General features: G+C 71.3%; 17 protein-coding genes. 10 read left to right on the top strand and 7 right to left on the bottom strand.

Going from position 1 to position 17,069, the window contains the following annotated elements:
• From G569_RS0129305 to G569_RS0129295, 3 genes are all read left to right on the top strand, one after another.
• Positions 1-222: fatty acid desaturase (locus G569_RS0129305; RefSeq protein WP_028066053.1), on the top strand; the 222-nt coding region annotated here is incomplete at its 5' end.
• Positions 223-411: 189 nt separating this feature from the next.
• Positions 412-1,206, top strand: a complete 795-nt coding sequence (locus tag G569_RS52540; RefSeq protein WP_053227139.1) for a sigma-70 family RNA polymerase sigma factor — start codon at positions 412-414, stop codon at positions 1,204-1,206.
• A 92-nt stretch (positions 1,207-1,298) separates the two neighbouring features.
• A complete protein-coding gene (locus G569_RS0129295) occupies positions 1,299-3,212 on the top strand; it encodes an alpha/beta fold hydrolase (RefSeq protein ID WP_084285756.1) in 1,914 nt (637 codons plus the stop codon).
• A gap of 56 nt (positions 3,213-3,268) precedes the next feature.
• Here the strand turns inward: G569_RS0129295 and G569_RS63135 are convergent, their stop codons facing one another.
• The gene (locus tag G569_RS63135; RefSeq protein ID WP_157592406.1) at positions 3,269-3,463 is read right to left on the bottom strand and encodes a hypothetical protein; all 195 of its coding nucleotides are present in this window, start codon (positions 3,461-3,463) and stop codon (positions 3,269-3,271) included.
• Between the two features lie 244 nt (positions 3,464-3,707).
• On the opposite strand from G569_RS63135, the gene G569_RS0129285 reads away from it, so the two are divergent.
• The 3 genes from G569_RS0129285 (at position 3,708) to G569_RS0129270 (ending at position 6,736) form a co-directional block, all read left to right on the top strand.
• A complete protein-coding gene (locus tag G569_RS0129285) occupies positions 3,708-3,989 on the top strand; it encodes a hypothetical protein (protein ID WP_157592405.1) in 282 nt (93 codons plus the stop codon).
• A 695-nt stretch (positions 3,990-4,684) separates the two neighbouring features.
• A complete protein-coding gene (locus tag G569_RS0129280; protein ID WP_028066049.1) occupies positions 4,685-5,545 on the top strand; it encodes a TolB family protein in 861 nt (286 codons plus the stop codon).
• A 453-nt stretch (positions 5,546-5,998) separates the two neighbouring features.
• A complete protein-coding gene (locus G569_RS0129270; RefSeq protein ID WP_028066048.1) occupies positions 5,999-6,736 on the top strand; it encodes a class I SAM-dependent methyltransferase in 738 nt (245 codons plus the stop codon).
• Here G569_RS0129270 and G569_RS0129265 read toward each other — a convergent pair.
• On the bottom strand, positions 6,733-7,602 hold the full coding sequence (locus G569_RS0129265) for a helix-turn-helix transcriptional regulator (protein WP_037500116.1): 870 nt from the start codon (positions 7,600-7,602) through the stop codon (positions 6,733-6,735). The two genes, G569_RS0129270 and G569_RS0129265, sit on opposite strands and share 4 nt — an antisense overlap.
• Before the next feature lie 49 nt (positions 7,603-7,651).
• On the opposite strand from G569_RS0129265, the gene G569_RS0129260 reads away from it, so the two are divergent.
• Complete coding sequence (locus G569_RS0129260; RefSeq protein ID WP_028066046.1) at positions 7,652-9,079, top strand: MFS transporter; 1,428 nt, start codon at positions 7,652-7,654, stop codon at positions 9,077-9,079.
• 16 nt (positions 9,080-9,095) lie between these two features.
• A complete protein-coding gene (locus G569_RS0129255) occupies positions 9,096-10,016 on the top strand; it encodes a methylenetetrahydrofolate reductase (RefSeq protein WP_028066045.1) in 921 nt (306 codons plus the stop codon).
• A gap of 14 nt (positions 10,017-10,030) precedes the next feature.
• On the opposite strand, the gene G569_RS66125 is transcribed toward G569_RS0129255, so the two are convergent.
• The 4 genes from G569_RS66125 to G569_RS0129235 form a co-directional block, all read right to left on the bottom strand.
• Positions 10,031-10,627: a helix-turn-helix transcriptional regulator gene (locus G569_RS66125; protein WP_064750480.1), complete on the bottom strand. Its 597-nt coding sequence runs from the start codon at positions 10,625-10,627 to the stop codon at positions 10,031-10,033.
• A gap of 11 nt (positions 10,628-10,638) precedes the next feature.
• Positions 10,639-11,187 (bottom strand): DUF1269 domain-containing protein, encoded by a 549-nt coding sequence (locus G569_RS59190; RefSeq protein ID WP_028066044.1) that lies wholly within the window; start codon positions 11,185-11,187, stop codon positions 10,639-10,641.
• Between the two features lie 2 nt (positions 11,188-11,189).
• Positions 11,190-11,648: a hypothetical protein gene (locus tag G569_RS0129240; RefSeq protein ID WP_157592404.1), complete on the bottom strand. Its 459-nt coding sequence runs from the start codon at positions 11,646-11,648 to the stop codon at positions 11,190-11,192.
• Positions 11,649-11,923: 275 nt separating this feature from the next.
• The gene (locus G569_RS0129235) at positions 11,924-12,601 is read right to left on the bottom strand and encodes a GAP family protein (RefSeq protein WP_028066042.1); all 678 of its coding nucleotides are present in this window, start codon (positions 12,599-12,601) and stop codon (positions 11,924-11,926) included.
• Positions 12,602-12,687: 86 nt separating this feature from the next.
• Here G569_RS0129235 and G569_RS0129230 point away from each other — a divergent pair, with 86 nt between their 5' ends.
• Both G569_RS0129230 and G569_RS0129225 read left to right on the top strand, forming a co-directional pair.
• Complete coding sequence (locus G569_RS0129230) at positions 12,688-13,674, top strand: Kelch repeat-containing protein (protein WP_028066041.1); 987 nt, start codon at positions 12,688-12,690, stop codon at positions 13,672-13,674.
• On the top strand, positions 13,671-14,861 hold the full coding sequence (locus tag G569_RS0129225) for a YncE family protein (protein WP_028066040.1): 1,191 nt from the start codon (positions 13,671-13,673) through the stop codon (positions 14,859-14,861). The genes G569_RS0129230 and G569_RS0129225 overlap by 4 nt, the downstream gene beginning before the upstream one ends.
• On the opposite strand, the gene G569_RS52525 is transcribed toward G569_RS0129225, so the two are convergent.
• A partial coding sequence (locus G569_RS52525) for an FtsX-like permease family protein (RefSeq protein ID WP_037500102.1) occupies positions 14,862-17,069 on the bottom strand: 2,208 nt, incomplete at its 5' end. It abuts the gene before it with no gap.

Genomic DNA, 17,069 nt, shown 5'->3' with positions numbered 1-17,069 from the left:
CGCGTGTTGCAGTTCTTCACCGGCAACATCGGGCTGCACCACGTGCACCATCTGAACGCCCGGATCCCGAACTACAACCTGCAGCGCGCGCACGACGAGAACCCGGTCTTCCACGACGCCCGCGAACTCGACCTGCGCGCCGCCGTGCTCGCGTTGCGCCTCAAGCTGTACGACGAGCGGCGCCGGCGCCTGGTCAGCTTCAGTGAGGCGCGACGCGCCTAGGCGGGCGGCTCCACACCGCTTCGAGGTCCCGAGCAACAAGCAGTGCCCGGTCCGAGCCGTGTCGAGATCCTCCGCTACGTGCTCGCTGGTCCGATACGTCAGCTGGAGATAAGCCCGCGGGAGGTCCTTGATCTGCCCTTGAGCCGATGGTCGAGAACCCTTGAGCTTCGGCTCACATTCTCGCGGTTCATGAACGATGACGGCTTCGCTCTCTTTCTCCAGCGCATCGCCCGTACCCCGCTGCTGACCCCGGCCGAGGAGCGCGCGCTGGCGTACCGGTGCGAGCGAGGGGATCTGGCCGCCAAGGAGCGGATGGTCGAAGCCAACCTGCGCCTGGTCGTCCACGTCGCCAAGCGTTACCAGCGCGAGCACAGCCCGCTGACCCTGCCCGATCTCGTCCAGGAGGGCTCGCTCGGCTTGATCCGGGCCGTCGAGAAGTTCGATCCACGCACGGGCAACCGCTTCTCGACCTACGCGACGATCTGGATCCGGCAGGCGATCGGCAAGGCCGTTGCCGACAAGAGCGCGGCGATCCGCGTCCCGGTGCCGATGCATCACCGGCTGCGCGCGCTGGAGAAGCTCACGCAGCAACTCGGGCGCGACCCTGACCACGAGGAGGCCGCGCGCCACCTCGGCTGGACCGTCGACGAGGTCAAGACCGTCCGCGGCGCGCGCCATCTCGTGCTCTCGCTCGACGCGCCCGTGGGCGAAGGTGGGGTCGAGCTCGGCGGGCTGATCCCGGCGGTCACCGGCGAGCCGCTGGCGGAGATCGACGACGGCGTGCTCGCCTCCCTGCTCCGCGGGCTCACGCCGAGCGAGCAGCGCGTGCTGACGATGCGTTTCGGCCTCGACGGCGGCGATCCCCAGACACAGAACGGGATCGCACGGGTCCTGCGCGCCCGCCGCAGCGAGATCCGCCGGCTCGAGGAATACGCGCTCGAGAAGCTTCGCCACTCGCCGGACACGCTCTCCCTGGCGGCCTGAGACAGACGACCGAGCCATTCGTCGTCGGTTGAGCGCAGCCGCACGCCGGCGGTAGTCCCCCGCTCTCATAAGTCGCGAGTAGCTTCCGCGGCATGTCTGGTCGCGTCGCAGTGCTCGTCACCGTCGTTCTGCTTGCCCTTCCCAGTGGCGCGAGCGCGGCGCCCACCGCTGTATTCGGGACATGTCCCGAGGGCACGGCGGCCAATGCGAAGTGCGGGACGGTCGCCGTCCCGCTCGATCGCTCCAACGCGAGCAGCGCGACGATCCCGATCGCATTCGTGTTCACCCCGCACACCGGATCAGGGCCGGCGGTGAGCGCGATCGTGATGTCCAATGGCGGGCCGGGCGTCTCCAACATCGGCTCCGATCCGCTCTGGCGGGCGCGGCTCGCGCCAGCGCTCAAGGACCATGACATGCTGGCGATCGACCATCGCGGGATCGGTGCGTCGGCCGCGATCGACTGCCCGGCGCTGCAGCACGTGCAGGGCAATCAGCTCGACGCGGCCCGCGCGTGTGGCGAGAGCCTCGGCACCGCCTCGGACCGCTACGGCTCCGGCGACGTAGCCGACGATGTCGACGACGTCCGTGCCGCGCTCGGCATCGACAAGATCGATTACTACGGCGTGTCCTACGGCCCGGTCGACGTGCGGGCCTACGCGTACCGCCATCCCGATCACCTGCGGGCCGCGGTGCTCGACTCGCCGGACTTCAACTCCGACGACGCGTTCTTCCGCACCCTCCCGGGCGCGATGGCCAAGATCACCGTACGGGTGTGCCAGCGGTCGCCCGCGTGCTCGGCGGGCGAGAAGCACCCCGGCAAGACGCTGGCCGCGCTCGTCGCGAGCGTGCGCTCGCATCCGGTCACCGGCACCGGCTTCGACGCCGCCGGCAAGGCCCATCGCGTCAAGATCGACGAAGTCGGCCTGCTCAACATCCTCTACGACGACTACTTCGGGGACCCCGCGTTCCTCAACCAGGGCGAACTGTTCGCCGCCGCGCACGCGCTCAAGGCGGGCGACAAGACGCCGTTGCTGCGCTTGGCGGCGGAGAGCAACGCGCCCAGCGACTTCGGGCCGAGCGACGGCGGGTCGTCGGTCGGCGCCGACTACGCCGTGTTCTGCTCGGACTCGATCTTCCCGTGGGACAAGTCCGCGCCGGAGGCGACGCGCCGCGCGCAATACGAGGCGGCCGCCAACACGGTGCCGGACTCGGCGACCGCGCCATTCACCGTCGCCGCCTGGACGGGCTTCGTCGCTTCCCAGCCGGTCTTGCTGATCCCCGGCGCAGACGCCTGTACACCTTGGCCGGCCCCGCTCCGGCCAGAGCCGCCGTTCCCGCCTAGGCAGCCATGGCCCGCCGGGATTCCGGCGCTGCTCATGGGCGGCGAGTTGGACTATCTCGACGTCGCCGCCGAGCGCACGCTGCTGCCGCTCTTCCCCGCCGGGACGCCATTCGTGACGATCGCCAACGGCGGTCATGTGACTTCGCTGTGGAGCAACTGCGCGGCTGGAATCGCGTCCCATTTCCTCGAGACAGGCCAGCCCGGTGACACCACGTGCGCGTCGGACACACGCGGGCAGACCGGGATGCCGTTCGGAGGCGCGCTGGGCAAGTTGCAGATCCAGGGCGTGTCGGGCTTCCCACGCCGCGTGGGCAAAGATCCTCGGCGTGTCGCCACCGCGGCCTGGAACGCGGTCGAGGACGCGGTCTACCAGTCGTTCCGTCTGTCCGGCAAGCAGGGCCGCGGCCTGCGCGGCGGGACGTTCACCGTGCGCAAGGACAAGATCGTCCTGCACGGCGCGCGCTTCGCCGAAGACGTGCGGGTCACCGGCCAGGTCACCTTCGCCCGCGGCACGTCGCGTGTGACGGGCAACATCGCGGTCACCGGCGCGCTTCCCGGCGCCCTGCGCGTCAGCGCGACCCTCTGGGACGCGAAGCACCCCACGGCGTCCGTGAAAGGCACGGTGGGCAGCGCGAGGCTCTCGATCAGACCGGCGGCCCGCTGATCGAGAGCGACGCCGGCGGATGGCAGACCGTCGTCGGTCGGCCGGTGCCCGTCCCGTCAGGCTTCAGCGTCTTCCTCGTGCTCTGCGACACGGTCGGCGACCTGCTTGCGGTGGCGCGCGACGGCAACCTCCTCCGCTCGCACCGAGCGCGCATCCACGTCCTCGACATCCCGGCGAACGCGTTCGATGTCGCTGCCTTTCGCCGCCCCGCGGGCCATGGCGCTCGCGGGCTTGTCTCGATGGTCGGGCATGCGCCCGCTCCTCTCTTGGTGAGCATCACGCGACGCTCGCAGACGGTCTAGCAGGTCGCTTCGCGACGACTGCAACTCAGGCGAGGGACACGACGCCAGGCTGGTATCATTTCGCACAATCGAGGTCTCTCCTCGTTCGCTGATGCGAAGGCCGTTGCGGTCACGCAGGCCGCGTCCGTGACGTGGTGAGCGCTCCGCTCAGCCGGATTACGCGTGGCGCTCTCGTGCCACCGGAGGACGCACTATGCCGCCACAAGCAGACGCCGCCACCTTGAATGTCCAGCCGCGGCAACGACGAGACGTCTACGAGGGCCTCGCCATGCTCGCCACGGCCACGTCGTTCAAGGACCTGCGTGGCGAGTTCGACATGCCGGAGAGCGAGCTCCGGGACGCCCTGCGCAAGCTCGATGCCGCGGGTCTGGCGCGACGCACCAAGGGCAGCTGGTCGGCCGTCCCGCTGGAGACCGCCGACCTGGAGTCCCGCGGTGCGCGAGAGGCGGAGACGCCCGGCCGGTCGCAGGACTGACCTCTCGCTTCGCGCGACGAGCGAACGCTGCGGGCGCCGCCCCCGCGATGCTCGTGTGGCATGGAACGCGGAAGCACTCGCGCGGCCAGAACGCCGTGCGCGGAAGGTGGACGTGAACGCACACCCTTTCGGGGTTGTGTGTGGATCGGCGAATTCGAGTATGTAGGCCATGCGGATGGTGTGGAGATCGCTCGTCCTGTTCTTCGTGTTGGCCGCGCCGGCCTGGGGGGCGCGCGCCGAGGTGGCGTTCGTCACGCCGGCCGGGATCTCGACGATGCGCTCGGACGGGAGCGCGCGCCAGGTTCTCGTGTCGGACGGCGCGGCCACCCGTCCTGCGTGGTCAGCTGACGGGTCGCGGCTCGCGTATGTCAGCGGCGGACGGATCGTCGTCGACGGGCAGCCGATATCCGACCCGCCAGAGCACGCCGAAGACGGCTATCCGGCCTGGTCTCCCGACGGCCGGACGGTCGCGTTCAGCCGCTCGGTCGACGATCCCAGGGGCGACGCTCTCAGCCAGATCCGGCTCTACGACACCGTGACGGGGACGGAACGAGTGCTGCTCGAGCAGCGCCTGGACGACCGCTGGAGCGCGATCGAGGCTCCGCACTTCTCGCCCGATGGGTTGGCGGTGGCATATACGCGCGACCGGCGCGACAGCGACGAGGTGCGAGTGCTGGTGGCGACCCGAGCTGTACGTGGCGCGCGCGGACGGCAGCGGGGCACGGCGGCTGACCGACGACGAAGGCTCAGACCACGCCCCGACCTGGGCGCCGGACGGCTCGCGCATCCTGTTTGCGTCCGACCAGAACCTGCCCGGTGGGGACGCGACCGAGGTCTACTCGGTCGCGCCGGACGGCAGCTGCCTCACCTGGATCAGCAATGGCACGCCTTACAGCACGCTCCCGAGCTTCCGGCCGGACAGCGGCGACCGGTTCGATCCCGGCAGCTGCAACCCGGCCGACCACCATCTCCGACCGGAGTTCCCGACGCCCAAGCCGTTCGCCGGCGGGCTCTGGCTCGGTCCACGCTTCCAGGGCCTGCTGATCTCGCAGGCGTACAGCCCGGACGAGCTCGACTACGGGGACTGCTACCGCTTCGACGCCAGGCGCTGCCCAGCCCCGGTCACGCTGCGCGCAGAGACGACGTGTGACATCAGCCGCTGGAGCGCCTGGAACGAGGCGACGAACCTCGGCTACACGTTCAGCCGGATCGACGGGGCCGTCCTCGCACATGTCGACCGCGTCGACGCCGCGATGCTGTTCAGCCGAGCCGCGGTCACGTGGATCGACATCGGCATCGACCGTACCGAGACCACGCTGGCTCGTGTCAAGCACGTCGTGCGCGCGCTGCGGCCCTACGGGGCCGAGCGTCCGCGGAGACTCGCCGCCCCGCGCGTACCGAGCACACTCGCCCGCCGCCTCGACCGCACAGCTAGGGTCGTGACCGACGTCGGGGAGTCCAAGGCGGCGAAGCGACTGAAGCTCTCACACCGGACGGTCAAGGCCCACCTGCGGCTGCGAGCCCTGCTGCGCCCGTACCGTCTCTGCGCTCGATAGCCGCTGAGAACCCACTGGTGGCGATGAACTGCCCCTGCACGTGCTTGCACGTCACCTCCCGGACGCCGGCCGACCCGATGCGTCTCACGCTGCCTACGGTGCTCGCATGGGTCTTCTGAAGCGCGCCGCGTATGCCGTGGCGCTCCTGGCCGCTGCCCCGTTGGTGCTCGGGCCGCTGCTGAACCCGGCCACCGGACGCGACTACGGCGTTGGGGTGACATCGGCGTCTGCCGCTTCCACGCCGGCTTCTTCGACGAGACGATGCCCCGGTTCGCCACGCCGTGCGCGCTCGCCTTCATCGACGTCGACCTGCGCCGGTCGGCCCGGCCGGGACCCGGAGGCTACGTCAGCGAGTTGGGCTATACGATCAAGAGGAGCTGATCGGCCCCCGCGCGACGCGTGGTTCCGAACGCCGTTCGAGCGGGGTGGTCGAGCGCACTACCCAGTGGCGCCGTGACGAACACGATCCTCGCCGAGCAACTCGCCTACTATCGGGCTCGCGCTCGCGAGTACGACACGTGGTTCCGTCGCGAGGGGCTCCACGACCTGGGCGAAGAGGACAACGCCAGATGGCGTGTCGAGCTCGATCGTGTGTTTTCCGCACTCGATGCGTTTGCGCCTCGTGGAGACGTCCTCGAGCTTGCCTACGGCACGGGGGAATGGACGATCCGTCTCGCGGAGTCGGCGACCAGAGTGGTCGGAGTCGATGCAGCGCCGGAGATGCGCGACCTCGCTCTGGCGAAGCTGCAGGCTGCCGGCAAGAGCGACGTCGAGCTCAAGGTCGACGATCTCTTCCGCTGGCAGCCGGATCAGGACTATGACGTCGTCTTCTTCGCGTTCTGGCTTACGCACGTTCCCGAGAGCCATGCCGACCGGTTCTGGCGCAGCGTGCACGACGCGCTTCGCCCCGGAGGTCGCTTCTTCCTCGTGGACGCCGCACGTGCGGTCCCCGAGAGGAACGTCATCCACGGTCCGCAACCGCCCGATCGCGACGGCGCGATCGAGCTCAGGCGACTCGAGGACGGTCGGCCGTTTCGCATCATCAAGCGCTCGTTCGATCCCGACCGGCTCGCGCGAGAGCTTCGTGAACACGGGCTTGACGCGAGCTTTGTCGAGACAGGCGAGTTCTTCGTCTACGGACTCGGCCGACGTGCCGAGCCCGACCTGGGACCCAGCGCGGTTGGCGTCTAGGTGACCGCGACCGCCTGCGGCTCGAGGAGGCTCGCGAGCTTGGCGGCCGTGTCGTGCTCGGGAGCCGCGATGTAGAGGACGAGCCGCTGCTCGAGCGCCTCGCTGGGGTGGAAGACCGCGTGCTCGAACACGAGCGGACCCAGCTCCGGATGGTTGAGCTCCTTGCGCCCGCCGCCGGCGCGGGCGACCTCGTGTCGCGTCCAGGCCTCCGCGAACTCGGGGCTCGACCGGCGCAGCGCGCCGATCAGCTCCTCGAACTCCGGGTCGCCGAGGTGGTGCGCGCTGTCGGCGCGGAACTTGGCCACGAGCAGCGGGTAGGTGCGCTTCCAGTCCGTGAACAGGGTCCGCCGGGACGGGTCCATGAACGTCTGCCACACGTGGTTGCGCGCGCCGCGGGGCAGCGCGCCGAAGTCGCCCAGCAGCGCGGTCGCGGCATCGTTCCATGCGAGGTAGTCCCAGCGGCGCCCGATGATGTACGCCGGGTTGGTGCCGAGGTTGGCGATCAGCCGGCGCAGCGAGGCCGAGGCGCGCTCGACCGGCGCCTTGCAGGGCGGGGCCTCCTCGCCGCGGCCCAGCAGGATCAGATGCGCGCGCTCGGCGCGCGTCAGCCGCAGCGCGCTCGAGATCGCATCGAGCACCTCGAGCGAGGCCCGCACGTCGCGGCCCTGCTCGAGCCACGTGTACCAGGTGGCACCGACGCCGGACAACAGGGCGACCTCCTCGCGGCGCAGCCCGGGCGTGCGCCGGCGGCCGCCGTTGGGCAGCCCGACGTCCTCTGGCTGGAGGCTCGCGCGCCGCGTGCGCAGGAAGTCCGCGAGTTCCTCGCGCCGCCGCTCGTCACCGTTGCCTGTTACCTCTACTACCAGGATAACTCCCTCTCTTGTACCTGGATAGGAGTGTCGCACACTTGGCTGCGTGACTACGACTTCCGCCTCAAAGACCGCTCTGCTGGTGGTCGTGTGCCTGGCTCAGTTCATGGTCATCCTCGACGTAGCGATCGTCAACGTGGCGCTGCCCTCGATCGATGACGGACTGCACTTCTCCAACGCGGGGCTCCAGTGGGTCGTGAACGCCTACACGCTCACGTTCGCGGGGTTCCTGATGCTCGGCGGCCGCGCCGCCGACCTGCTCGGCCGGCGACGGGTGTTCCTCGTCGGCACCGCTTTGTTCGCGCTTTCGTCGCTGGCCTGCGCGCTCGCGAACACGCGCGGGCTGCTGATCGGCGCGCGGGCGCTGCAGGGCTTCGGCGGCGCCATCCTCTCGCCGGCGACGCTCTCGATCGTCACCTCCTCGTTCGCCGAGGGACGCGAGCGCAACCGGGCGCTCGGCGTTTGGGGCGCGGCCGGCGCACTCGGCGCCTCGTCCGGCGCGCTCGTCGGCGGACTGCTGACGCAGACGCTCGGCTGGGAGGCGATCTTCGCCATCAACGTGCCGCTCGGGCTCGCGATCATCGTGTCCGGCCTGCGCGTGCTGCCGGTCTCGCCCGCCCATGAGGGCGCGCGCCACTTCGACGTCTCGGGTGCCGTGTTCATCACCGGCGGACTGGTCGCGCTCGCGTACGGGATCGTGCGCAGCGACACGCTCGGCTGGGCGGCGGCCGGCGTGATCGGGCCGATCGCGTCCGCGGTCGTGCTGCTCGCCGCGTTCCTGTACGTCGAGGCCCGCGTCGCGAGGGCGCCGCTCGTGCCGCTCTCGATCTTCCGCCACGGCCAGTTGCGGACGGCGAACGTCGTCGTCGTGCTGTTGTACGCGGCGTTCTTCCCCGTCTGGTTCTTCCTGACGATCTACCTGCAGCAGGTTCTGGGCTACGACGCGCTGCAAGCCGGCATCGCGTTCCTGCCGATGACGCTCTCGATCTTCGCCGCATCAACGCTCGCGCCGCGCGTCGTCGCGCGCGTCGGGACCCGGCGCGTGATCGCCTCCGGGATGGCCACCGCCGCCGTCGGGATGCTGTTGCTGACCGCGCTGCACCCGGACGCGGGTTACTTCGGAGTCGTCCTCGTGGGCGCCGTGCTCACCGCGCTCGGCATGGGTTTCTCGCTCGTGCCCGCGACGATCGTCGCGATGGAGGGCGTCCCCGGCTCCCAGTCCGGGCTCGCCTCGGGCCTGCTGAACACCTCGCGCCTGATGGGCGGCGCGCTCGGTCTCGCGGTGCTGAGCACGATCGCCGACTCGCGCACGCACGGCGCAGCCACCGCCGGAGCGCACGCGCTGACCGACGGGTTCGACCTCGCGTTCGCCGTCGGCGCTCTGCTGTGCATCGCCGGCGCCGCGCTCGCGGCGACGATGCTGCGCTCGCGCCCGCGCGTCGCGCTCGCCGAGGCGGAGACGCAGACGGCGTGACGATAGCCTTGCGGTCGTGGAGCTTCGGCGTCGAATCGCCTCCCGCCGGGGAGAGTTCCTGTTGTTCGCCCTGACGCCACCACGGTTGTCGACCAGTTCGGAGCAGGCCCAGGAGATCGCCGATGTCACCCGCGAGCGCTTGGAACCGCTCGGGGTGGACGGCCTGATCCTCTACGACATCGACGACGAGTCCGATCGCAACCCCGACGAGCGACCGTTCCCGTTCTTGCCGACGATGGACCCGGCCGACTATCTGGATCGACACCTCCAGGCCTGGGACACACCGGTCGTCGTCTATCGCGCGACGGCGAAGTACACCGAGCAACACCTTCGCGACTGGATGCGGACCCAGGACACCGCCGGGCGGATGGCCGTCTTCGTCGGCGCCTCCTCGCAAGAGAGGCCCGTGGCGACGACGCTGCGCACGGCCCAGCAGTTGCGCGCCGAAGTGAACCCGGATCTGCTGCTGGGCGGCGTGGCCATCCCTGAACGGCACACGCGCAAAGGTGCCGAGCACCTGCGTCTCCTCGCCAAGCAGGAGGCCGGGTGCTCGTACTTCGTCACCCAGATCGTCTACGACGTCAACGCCGCCAAGAACCTGGTGTCCGACTACGCCTACGAGTGTCGCGACCGCGGTATCGACCCGGTCCCGATCGTGTTCACCCTGTCGGTGTGTGGATCGATGAAGACCTTGGAGTTCCTCCGATGGCTCGGCATCGACGTGCCGCGCTGGATCGAGAACGACCTGCGCCACGCCAACGACACGCTCGACGCGTCCGTCGAGCACGCCGAGGCCACCGCGCTTGAGCTGATGTCCTTCTGCCGTCGCCTGGGCGTACCGTTCGGCATCAGCATCGAATCCGTTTCGATCCGCAAGCTGGAGATCGAGGCCAGCGTGCGGCTGGCAGGCCGGCTCGCCACCGCGCTCGTGCGCTGAGCCGATCACCGCCCTCAGGCGACGAGGAGCTCCTCACCGTACGCCTTCGCCACCAGGTGTGCGCGCGACCGGGCGCCGAGCTTGTCCATCGCGTTGCGGACGTGGGTGCGGACAGTGTCGTGGGCGATCCCGAGCTCGTCCGCGATCTCCGGTCCGGTCTGTCCCTGCGCGACCAGGCGAACCACCTCGCGCTCGCGCGCCGAGAGTACCCGAGGGCCGTCCCGCGAATCGGGCGCGCGGCGGAACCGCGGTCCCCAGCGCGATGTGTGCAGCGCCACGACCAGGACGAGCCGGCGGCCGGTCGCGACCTCGGTCGTCGCGCCCCACTGCACCGTCACGCCCCTGCCGTCCGCGTGCAGCATCGTCACTTCGCCCTCGAAGCGGCCGGCGGCGAGCCACTCCTGCCACTCGGCCTCGGTCACGAGCGGGCCTCCGACGACGAGCTCGGCGATCGGTCGCCCGGTAAGCGCGCGATGCGGGTGGCCGAGCAACACGACCATGGCTGCGTTGGCGTCCACGATCCGGCGTCGATCGTCGAGCAGCACCATCGCGTTGCGCGACTGCCGGAACGCACTCGCGAACAACGCGGACCATCCGTTGGTGTGCGACATCCCCCTGCGGTCTAGCTGCCGGCCGAAGGAACCCGCGGGTGCCCGGCCACGGCCTGTTCCAGCGCCAGCGCCGCTTCGGGAGTCAGGTGATGGCGGACGAGGCGGCCGCCGTGCCCTTCGAGTGCGGCGACCATCGCGTCGACGTGCTCCGGAGCGGCCAGGAGGAGCAGCGCCGAGGACTTCTGCGGCACCTCGGACCGCAGCTCGTCGAGGAACGCGTCGTGCAGGTGCGGTGCGCGTCCGGCTTCGCTCAACCCGCCCGCGGACGCGCCGGCGACCAGTCCGACCGCCAGCCCGGGCGGACCGAACACGAGGCCGACGAGCGCCCCGGTGAGCGCGCCTTCCCCGGTCCGCTTCCCGATGACGTCGCCGCGTTCGTCGATGTCGACGTAGCTGCCGGCGAACGTGCCCCGGACGACGACACGATCGTGCCGGTGGTGCTCGACGAATGAGACTTCGTGCACCCAGGGCGGAGTGCCGGCGGTCTCCAGCAACGAGGCATACGCCCGCTCGGCGCCCTCGATGTGGTGGAAGACCAGCAGTGCGAGGTCGAGGCTCATGACTAGAACTCACCCCCGCCGCCCGTGATCGGCGCGATGACCGTGCCATCCGGCAAGGCGTCGCTGACGGCACCGGGGATCAAGGCGTCGCGCTCTGGCGGGATCACCGTCAACGGCAAGCCGAGGTGCTGCAGACGATGGGGGAGGTCGTGATGCACCCAGCGGGCGAGATGCGGCGGCGTGGTGCAGACGATCAACTCGTCGAACTCGCCGTCGCCGACGGCGCGGTGGACGGTGTCGAGCGGGTCGTCCCCGGGCGCCAGGCTCGCGACGTCCGCGCGCGCGGCGCCCTGCATCAGCTTCAACGCCGCCTCCTGACTCCAGTCCTCGTGGTGTCCGTGATCGGGCGGGATCATCAGCGTGAAACGCGCACCGGCCTCAGCACGACGCTCGACCTCGTGCAGCAGGGTTGGCGTCGAGCTGGTGCGATTGGCGATCACGAGGATGCGTCGCGTGTCCACGCCGGACATGCTCCGCGCGCCGGAACCCGCGCTCATCATCCGATTCGTATGAAGGCGCGAATCGCGCAACCGTGGGATGGAAGGGCGCCGCGGCCCTCGCCACCATGCTCGGCGTGCTGCGGATGAGCGGCGGTCGAGGCGCCGACGGGCACGCAGGTCATCACCGGGGTGAGGCTCTCCTCAGATCGAGCCACCCGGTGGCGCGAGCGGTGCGGGGCCGGTCAGGAGGGGGACCGGCCCCAGGGCGCCCCGCGAGGCGCGACCGGCGTTCGAGTTCAGGTCAGGAACTCGATCGCCGCCCGAACCAGCAGTGCGAGGCCGATCACCAGGGCCGCGCGGGCGATGATCGCGCGGGCGTTGGAGCTGACCCAGTCGGTGAAGCGCGTCACCCCCCGTCGCGTGACGTCGGGCGCGACGACGAAGCCGAGCAGCGGGATCTCGATCAGCAGGAGCATGATCACGCAGAAGGCGATGACGGCGAGTGCCGTCGCGATCGTCGTGGCGTTGGCCTGACTGATCCGCGTCATGCCCACGAGGTAGGAGGCGCCGGGCAGCGTGAGCAGGATCCCGACGAGGAACGCGGTCCGGGGCGACCCCGTGTCGAGCGCTCGGCGCCACCGCGGCGCGTCCCGCGGCTCGCTCCGGGAACGGGCGCGCCGTTCGCGGTGGCGGGTGTCGCGATCGCTCCTGACCACCACGGCGACGAGCACGAAGAGCAGGCCGAGCACGACGTCGGCCGCCGGGCCGATCGTGTGCTGGGTCGTTTGGACCGCCCCAGAGTCCTGCAGGGCGAACACGATGACCAGACCGATGGAGATGCTGGCCGTGTAGGCGCCCAGCAGATAGCCGGTCATCAGCCGCCTGGGCTCGGCGGCGAAGAGCATCACCATCGTCGCGGCGAGCAGCGTGGGGTTCAGCGCCGCAGTGAACGCGAAGGCCAGCGCATCCGCCATCCCCGAACGATCGCGGCGAGTGGATGAACGCAACCTGACCGGCTTGCACCCAGGTTGTGTTCAGGGCCGTCTGCGACGGTGGATGTGTGAGGCGCTCGTTCGTCCTCCTGGTGGCGGTGTCGGTCGTCGTGGCGTCCTGCGGCGGTAAGGACCGCCCGCACGTGGCGCGAACGCCGGCGCCGCACAGGTCGTCCGTCATGCCCGCGAGCCACCCGACGGCTCCGGCTCGTCTCGCGCTGGTGGCGACGAGCCGGCTTCCGTTCGCGATGCAGCTTCCGGCCGCCGCGGTCCGCGGCTCGCGGGTCTTCGCGGCGGGCGGGCTGGATGCGGCGGACGCGTCGCTCGCGACGCTGGTGAACGTCGCGCCGGGCCGGCCACGGACGGTGTTGCAGCTGCCGCAGGCGATCCACGACGCGGGCGCCGCGACCCTCGGCTCGACGCTGTACGTCTTCGGCGGTGGGACCGCGAACGGCCCGACCGACGCGATCCTCGCCATCCGCAACGGACGGGCGCGCACGATCGGACAGCTCCCGCGACCGGCATCGGATCTCGAGGCGGTGCGTGTGGGCCGGCGGATCGTCGTGATCGGCGGGTACACGGCCGCCACGCCGCTCCGTGACGTGCTCGCGTTCACCCCTGGAACGAGGCCGCGGCGGATCGCCACGCTGCCGCACCCGCTGCGATACGCCGCGGCGGCCGCGGTGGGCGACCGTGTCGTGATCGCGGGTGGCACCGACGGAGTGCGCGCGCGCGACGAGGTCCTCGAGGTGGATCCCGGCACGGGCGCGGTCAAGCGGATCGGACGTCTGCCGGCGCGGCTCGCACACGCGGCCGGGGCAGCGCTCGGGGGCACGGTCTACGTGTTCGGTGGGCGCGGCGACGGTCTCGCGAGCCAACGCCGGTCGATCCTCGCGATCGACCCGTCCACCGGCCGCATCCGTCGCGCCGGCCGGCTCCCGGCCGCGCTGTCGGACCTGTCCGCCGTCACGCACGACGGTCACGTCCTCGTCATCGGCGGCCGTGACCGCTCGGGGCGCGTCCACGACCGCGTGCTGGAGTACGCGCCGCGATGAGCCGGCGAGCCGCGTGCGCCCTCGCCGCGGGACTCGTCGTCGCGGGCTGCGGCGGCGCGGCTCGCCCGCGCCCGCCGCGCGTCACCGCAACGCCGCGGCCGCACGCCCGTGCGACGCCAACCGCAACGGTGACGGCGGCGAGCCGGGAGCGGGTGCTGCGGCCCGGCGCGATCCCCGTCCTGCTGGACCGTCGCAACGTGTACGCCGCCGACCGACCCAACGCGCTCGCCCCGCAGGTCCGCGCCGACCCCGCGCGCGTGTACGTGCCGAACTCGAAGTCGGACACGGTCGACGTGATCTCGCAACGCAGCGGCCACGTGATCGAGCGGTTCAGGACCGGCGGGCTGCCGCAGCACGTCACGCCCTCGTGGGACCTGCGGACGTTGTGGGTGACCAACGACACGGGGAACAGCCTCACGCCGATCGATCCGCGGACGAGCCGGCCCGGCCCGCGCGTGCGGGTGCGCGACCCGTACAACCTGTACTTCACCGCCGACGGGCGGCGCGCGATCGTGGTCGCCGAGGGGCGTCGCGAGCTCGACTTCCGCGAGCCGCACACGATGCGGCTCAGACACACGTTGCATGTCCCGAGCTGCGACGGCGCCGACCACATGGACTTCACCGCCGACGGACGCTTCGCGCTCGTCTCGTGCGAGTTCGCGGCACGGTTGATCGTCGTCGACCTCACGCGCGAGCGCGTGGTCCGGACGATCGCCCTCAAGCGCGGCGCGATGCCGCAGGACGTCAAGCTGGCACCGAACGGGAGGACGTTCTATGTCGCGGACATGGCGTCCGACGGCGTCTGGCTGATCGATCCACGCCGCTGGCGGACGATCCGCTTCCAGCCGACCGGCAAGGGCGCGCACGGCCTCTACCCGAGCCGCGACGCGCGCCGCTTGTTCGTCACCAACCGAGACGAGGGCACGATCACCGTGCTCTCGTTCAAAACGCGCCGGCCGCTGCGCAAGTGGCACATCCCCGGCGGCGGCTCGCCGGACATGGGCGGCGTCAGCGCCGACGGCCGCGTGCTCTGGCTCAGCGGACGCTACGACGGCGTCGTGTACGCGCTCAGCACCAGGACCGGCCGGCTGCTGCACCGCGTGCAGGTGGGCAGCGGCCCGCACGGGCTCTGCGTGTGGCCGCAGCCCGGCCGCTACTCGATCGGTCACACCGGCATCCTTCGCTGATCACAGGTCGCGGAGCTCCTCGATCGCGGGCCGGCGGAGCGAGCGCAGCGCCTGGGTCGTCGCGATCAGCGCGGCGCCGACGACGAGCGCGCCGACGCCGAGCAGGTACGTCCAGGGGATCGAGAACGCATCAGGCGGCGGATCGAAGACGCCGGTGAGCACCTTGACGAGCAGGCGCGAGATCACGATCGCGATCAGCCCGCCGAGGACGAGGCCCCCGCCGGTGACGAACGCGGCCTCGCTCCACGCGAATCCGCCGAGCTGGCGGGTCCTCGCGCCGAGGGCGGCGGCGATCGCGAACGCGCGCCGCCGCTCCCGGAGTCCGAGCGCCAGCGTCAGCCCGCTGGCCGCCAGGGCGAGCACCAGCGCGAAGGCGAGCTCGACCCGCGTCAGCCCCGTCAGCTCGACCGCGGTCAGGTTGGAACCGACCACCCGGCGCGAGCGCTCGATGTCGGTCACCTGGACCGACGGGCCGACGGCCGCGCGCACGCGGTCCGCGACGGTGTGCGGGGACGTCCCGTCGGTCTGCAGGAGGAACGCGCCGACGGCGTCGCTGCCGGTCTTGTGGGCGACGTAGGCCGCGTTCGCCACCAGGAACGAGTCGGTGGGGGCGGTGGGGAACTCGTTGGCGACCCCGGCGTAGCGGAAGGGGACGGTGACGAACTGCTTCGTGCGACCGTCCTGCAGGCGCAGGCGAAGCGTGTCGCCGGGCTGCAGCTGGAAGTCCTTGACCGTCTCGGCGGCCACGAGGATCGAGTCGGGACGCCGCGCGAGCGTCGACATCAGCGCCGAGGCGGTGCCGCCGCTGAACCACGCGTTCTGGAGGTCCCCGGCGGTGCCGATCGTCGTCGGGCGCACGCCGTAGAGGTCTTGGAGGTCGGCGCCGACGTAGGCGAAGCGGTGCTGCATCGGCTCGACACTGCGCACGCCGGGCAGCCGGTCCAGTCGCGCGGCGCCGGCGGGCGCGACGTCGGCGCCGGGCGACTCGGTGACGGTGACATCGGCACCGTTGGTGAGGCGCGCGTCGACCTCGGCCTGCTGCTTGTAGGTCGAGTTGAAGGTCGCCGTCGAGGCCGCGAAGGCGACGGTCAAGGCGACGAGGGCCACCGAGGTCGCGAGCAGCCGGCGTTGGCGACCCATCGTCGCCGCCACGGTGGGGGCCAGCTCGCCGGCCAGGGGACGCGTGAGCTTCGACAGCACTGCGCGGCCGTGGATCAGCATGAGGTCGGCGAGGCGGTAGGCGAGCAGGCCGGTGCCGATCCAGCACAGCACCGGGGCGAGCAGCGCGTACCAGTTGACCGAGATCTGCGGGACACCTTCGGGGGCGAGCACGAGGCTGTAGCCGTTGCGGGAGGCCTGCCAGTAGACGGCGGCGCCGCCCGCCAGGCAGATGCCGTCGAGCCCGGCGCGAGCCCACCACGCGCTGCGAGCGTCGCGCCCGAGCTGGAGGCGCTGGGCGGCGACGGTCAGCGCGCGCGCGTCGCGTCGCGCCGGCAACGCGATCGAGGCGGCGGCGATGATCAGTCCGGCGAGCGTCGCGCCGACGCCCCACAGCGCCGCGGCCTGCGGTCCCGCACCGAAGCTCGCGGTGCCGAACTGCGACGCGCCGACGGCCAGCGCGATGCCCAGGCCCGCGGCGATGCCCACGCCCGCCGCGAGCAGGGTCTCGGCGAGGGCCAGCCGGACGATCCTGCCGGTGGAGGCGCCACGCGTGCGCAACAGCGCGGCGTCGCGCCGCCGGCGCTGCGCCCCGGCGGAGGCGACGGCCGCGGTCACCAGACCGGCGACGACCGCTCCCGGCACGCCGAGGAACAGGAACAACAGCTCCGCGTACAGCGCGTCCTGGCGCGCCTGGTCGAGTGCGGATCCGAGGTTGTCGCCGACGAGCCCGGTGCCGCTCAGCCGGGTCTCGAGGTTGAGCTTGCGGCCGTTGACCGTGGTGTAGGCCGCCGACGGGCTCGCCGGTAGGCGCGGGTCCAGCGTCGCATGCACCTGCGTCGTGCCCTGCGGCTCGAGGCGGGCGAAGAGCGCGGCGGGGAGCAGGATGACGTTGTCGGGCGGCGCTTGCGGCTGCGCGCCCGGGGGCGCGCCGACCTGTTGGAAGAGGGAGTCGGCGGCGGGGAGGTCGACGATCCCGTCGACGGTGACCCGCGCGGTTCCGCGGGCGCCTCCGATCGTCACGGTGTCGCCCGGGCGGGCGTGGAGGTT

Source organism: Solirubrobacter soli DSM 22325, from assembly GCF_000423665.1.
Taxonomy (GTDB): domain Bacteria; phylum Actinomycetota; class Thermoleophilia; order Solirubrobacterales; family Solirubrobacteraceae; genus Solirubrobacter; species Solirubrobacter soli.
Note: the sequence above shows the minus strand (reverse complement) of the source record. Positions and strands in the feature narration are given on the sequence as shown.

Coding starts and splice junctions, on each gene's coding strand:
- G569_RS52540 (WP_053227139.1), top strand. CDS start 412: ATGAACGATGACGGCTTCGCTCTCTTTCTCCAGCGCATCGCCCGTACC.
- G569_RS0129225 (WP_028066040.1), top strand. CDS start 13,671: ATGAGCCGGCGAGCCGCGTGCGCCCTCGCCGCGGGACTCGTCGTCGCG.
- G569_RS0129295 (WP_084285756.1), top strand. CDS start 1,299: ATGTCTGGTCGCGTCGCAGTGCTCGTCACCGTCGTTCTGCTTGCCCTT.
- G569_RS66125 (WP_064750480.1), bottom strand. CDS start 10,627: ATGTCGCACACCAACGGATGGTCCGCGTTGTTCGCGAGTGCGTTCCGG.
- G569_RS0129285 (WP_157592405.1), top strand. CDS start 3,708: ATGCCGCCACAAGCAGACGCCGCCACCTTGAATGTCCAGCCGCGGCAA.
- G569_RS63135 (WP_157592406.1), bottom strand. CDS start 3,463: ATGCCCGACCATCGAGACAAGCCCGCGAGCGCCATGGCCCGCGGGGCG.
- G569_RS59190 (WP_028066044.1), bottom strand. CDS start 11,187: ATGAGCCTCGACCTCGCACTGCTGGTCTTCCACCACATCGAGGGCGCC.
- G569_RS0129235 (WP_028066042.1), bottom strand. CDS start 12,601: ATGGCGGATGCGCTGGCCTTCGCGTTCACTGCGGCGCTGAACCCCACG.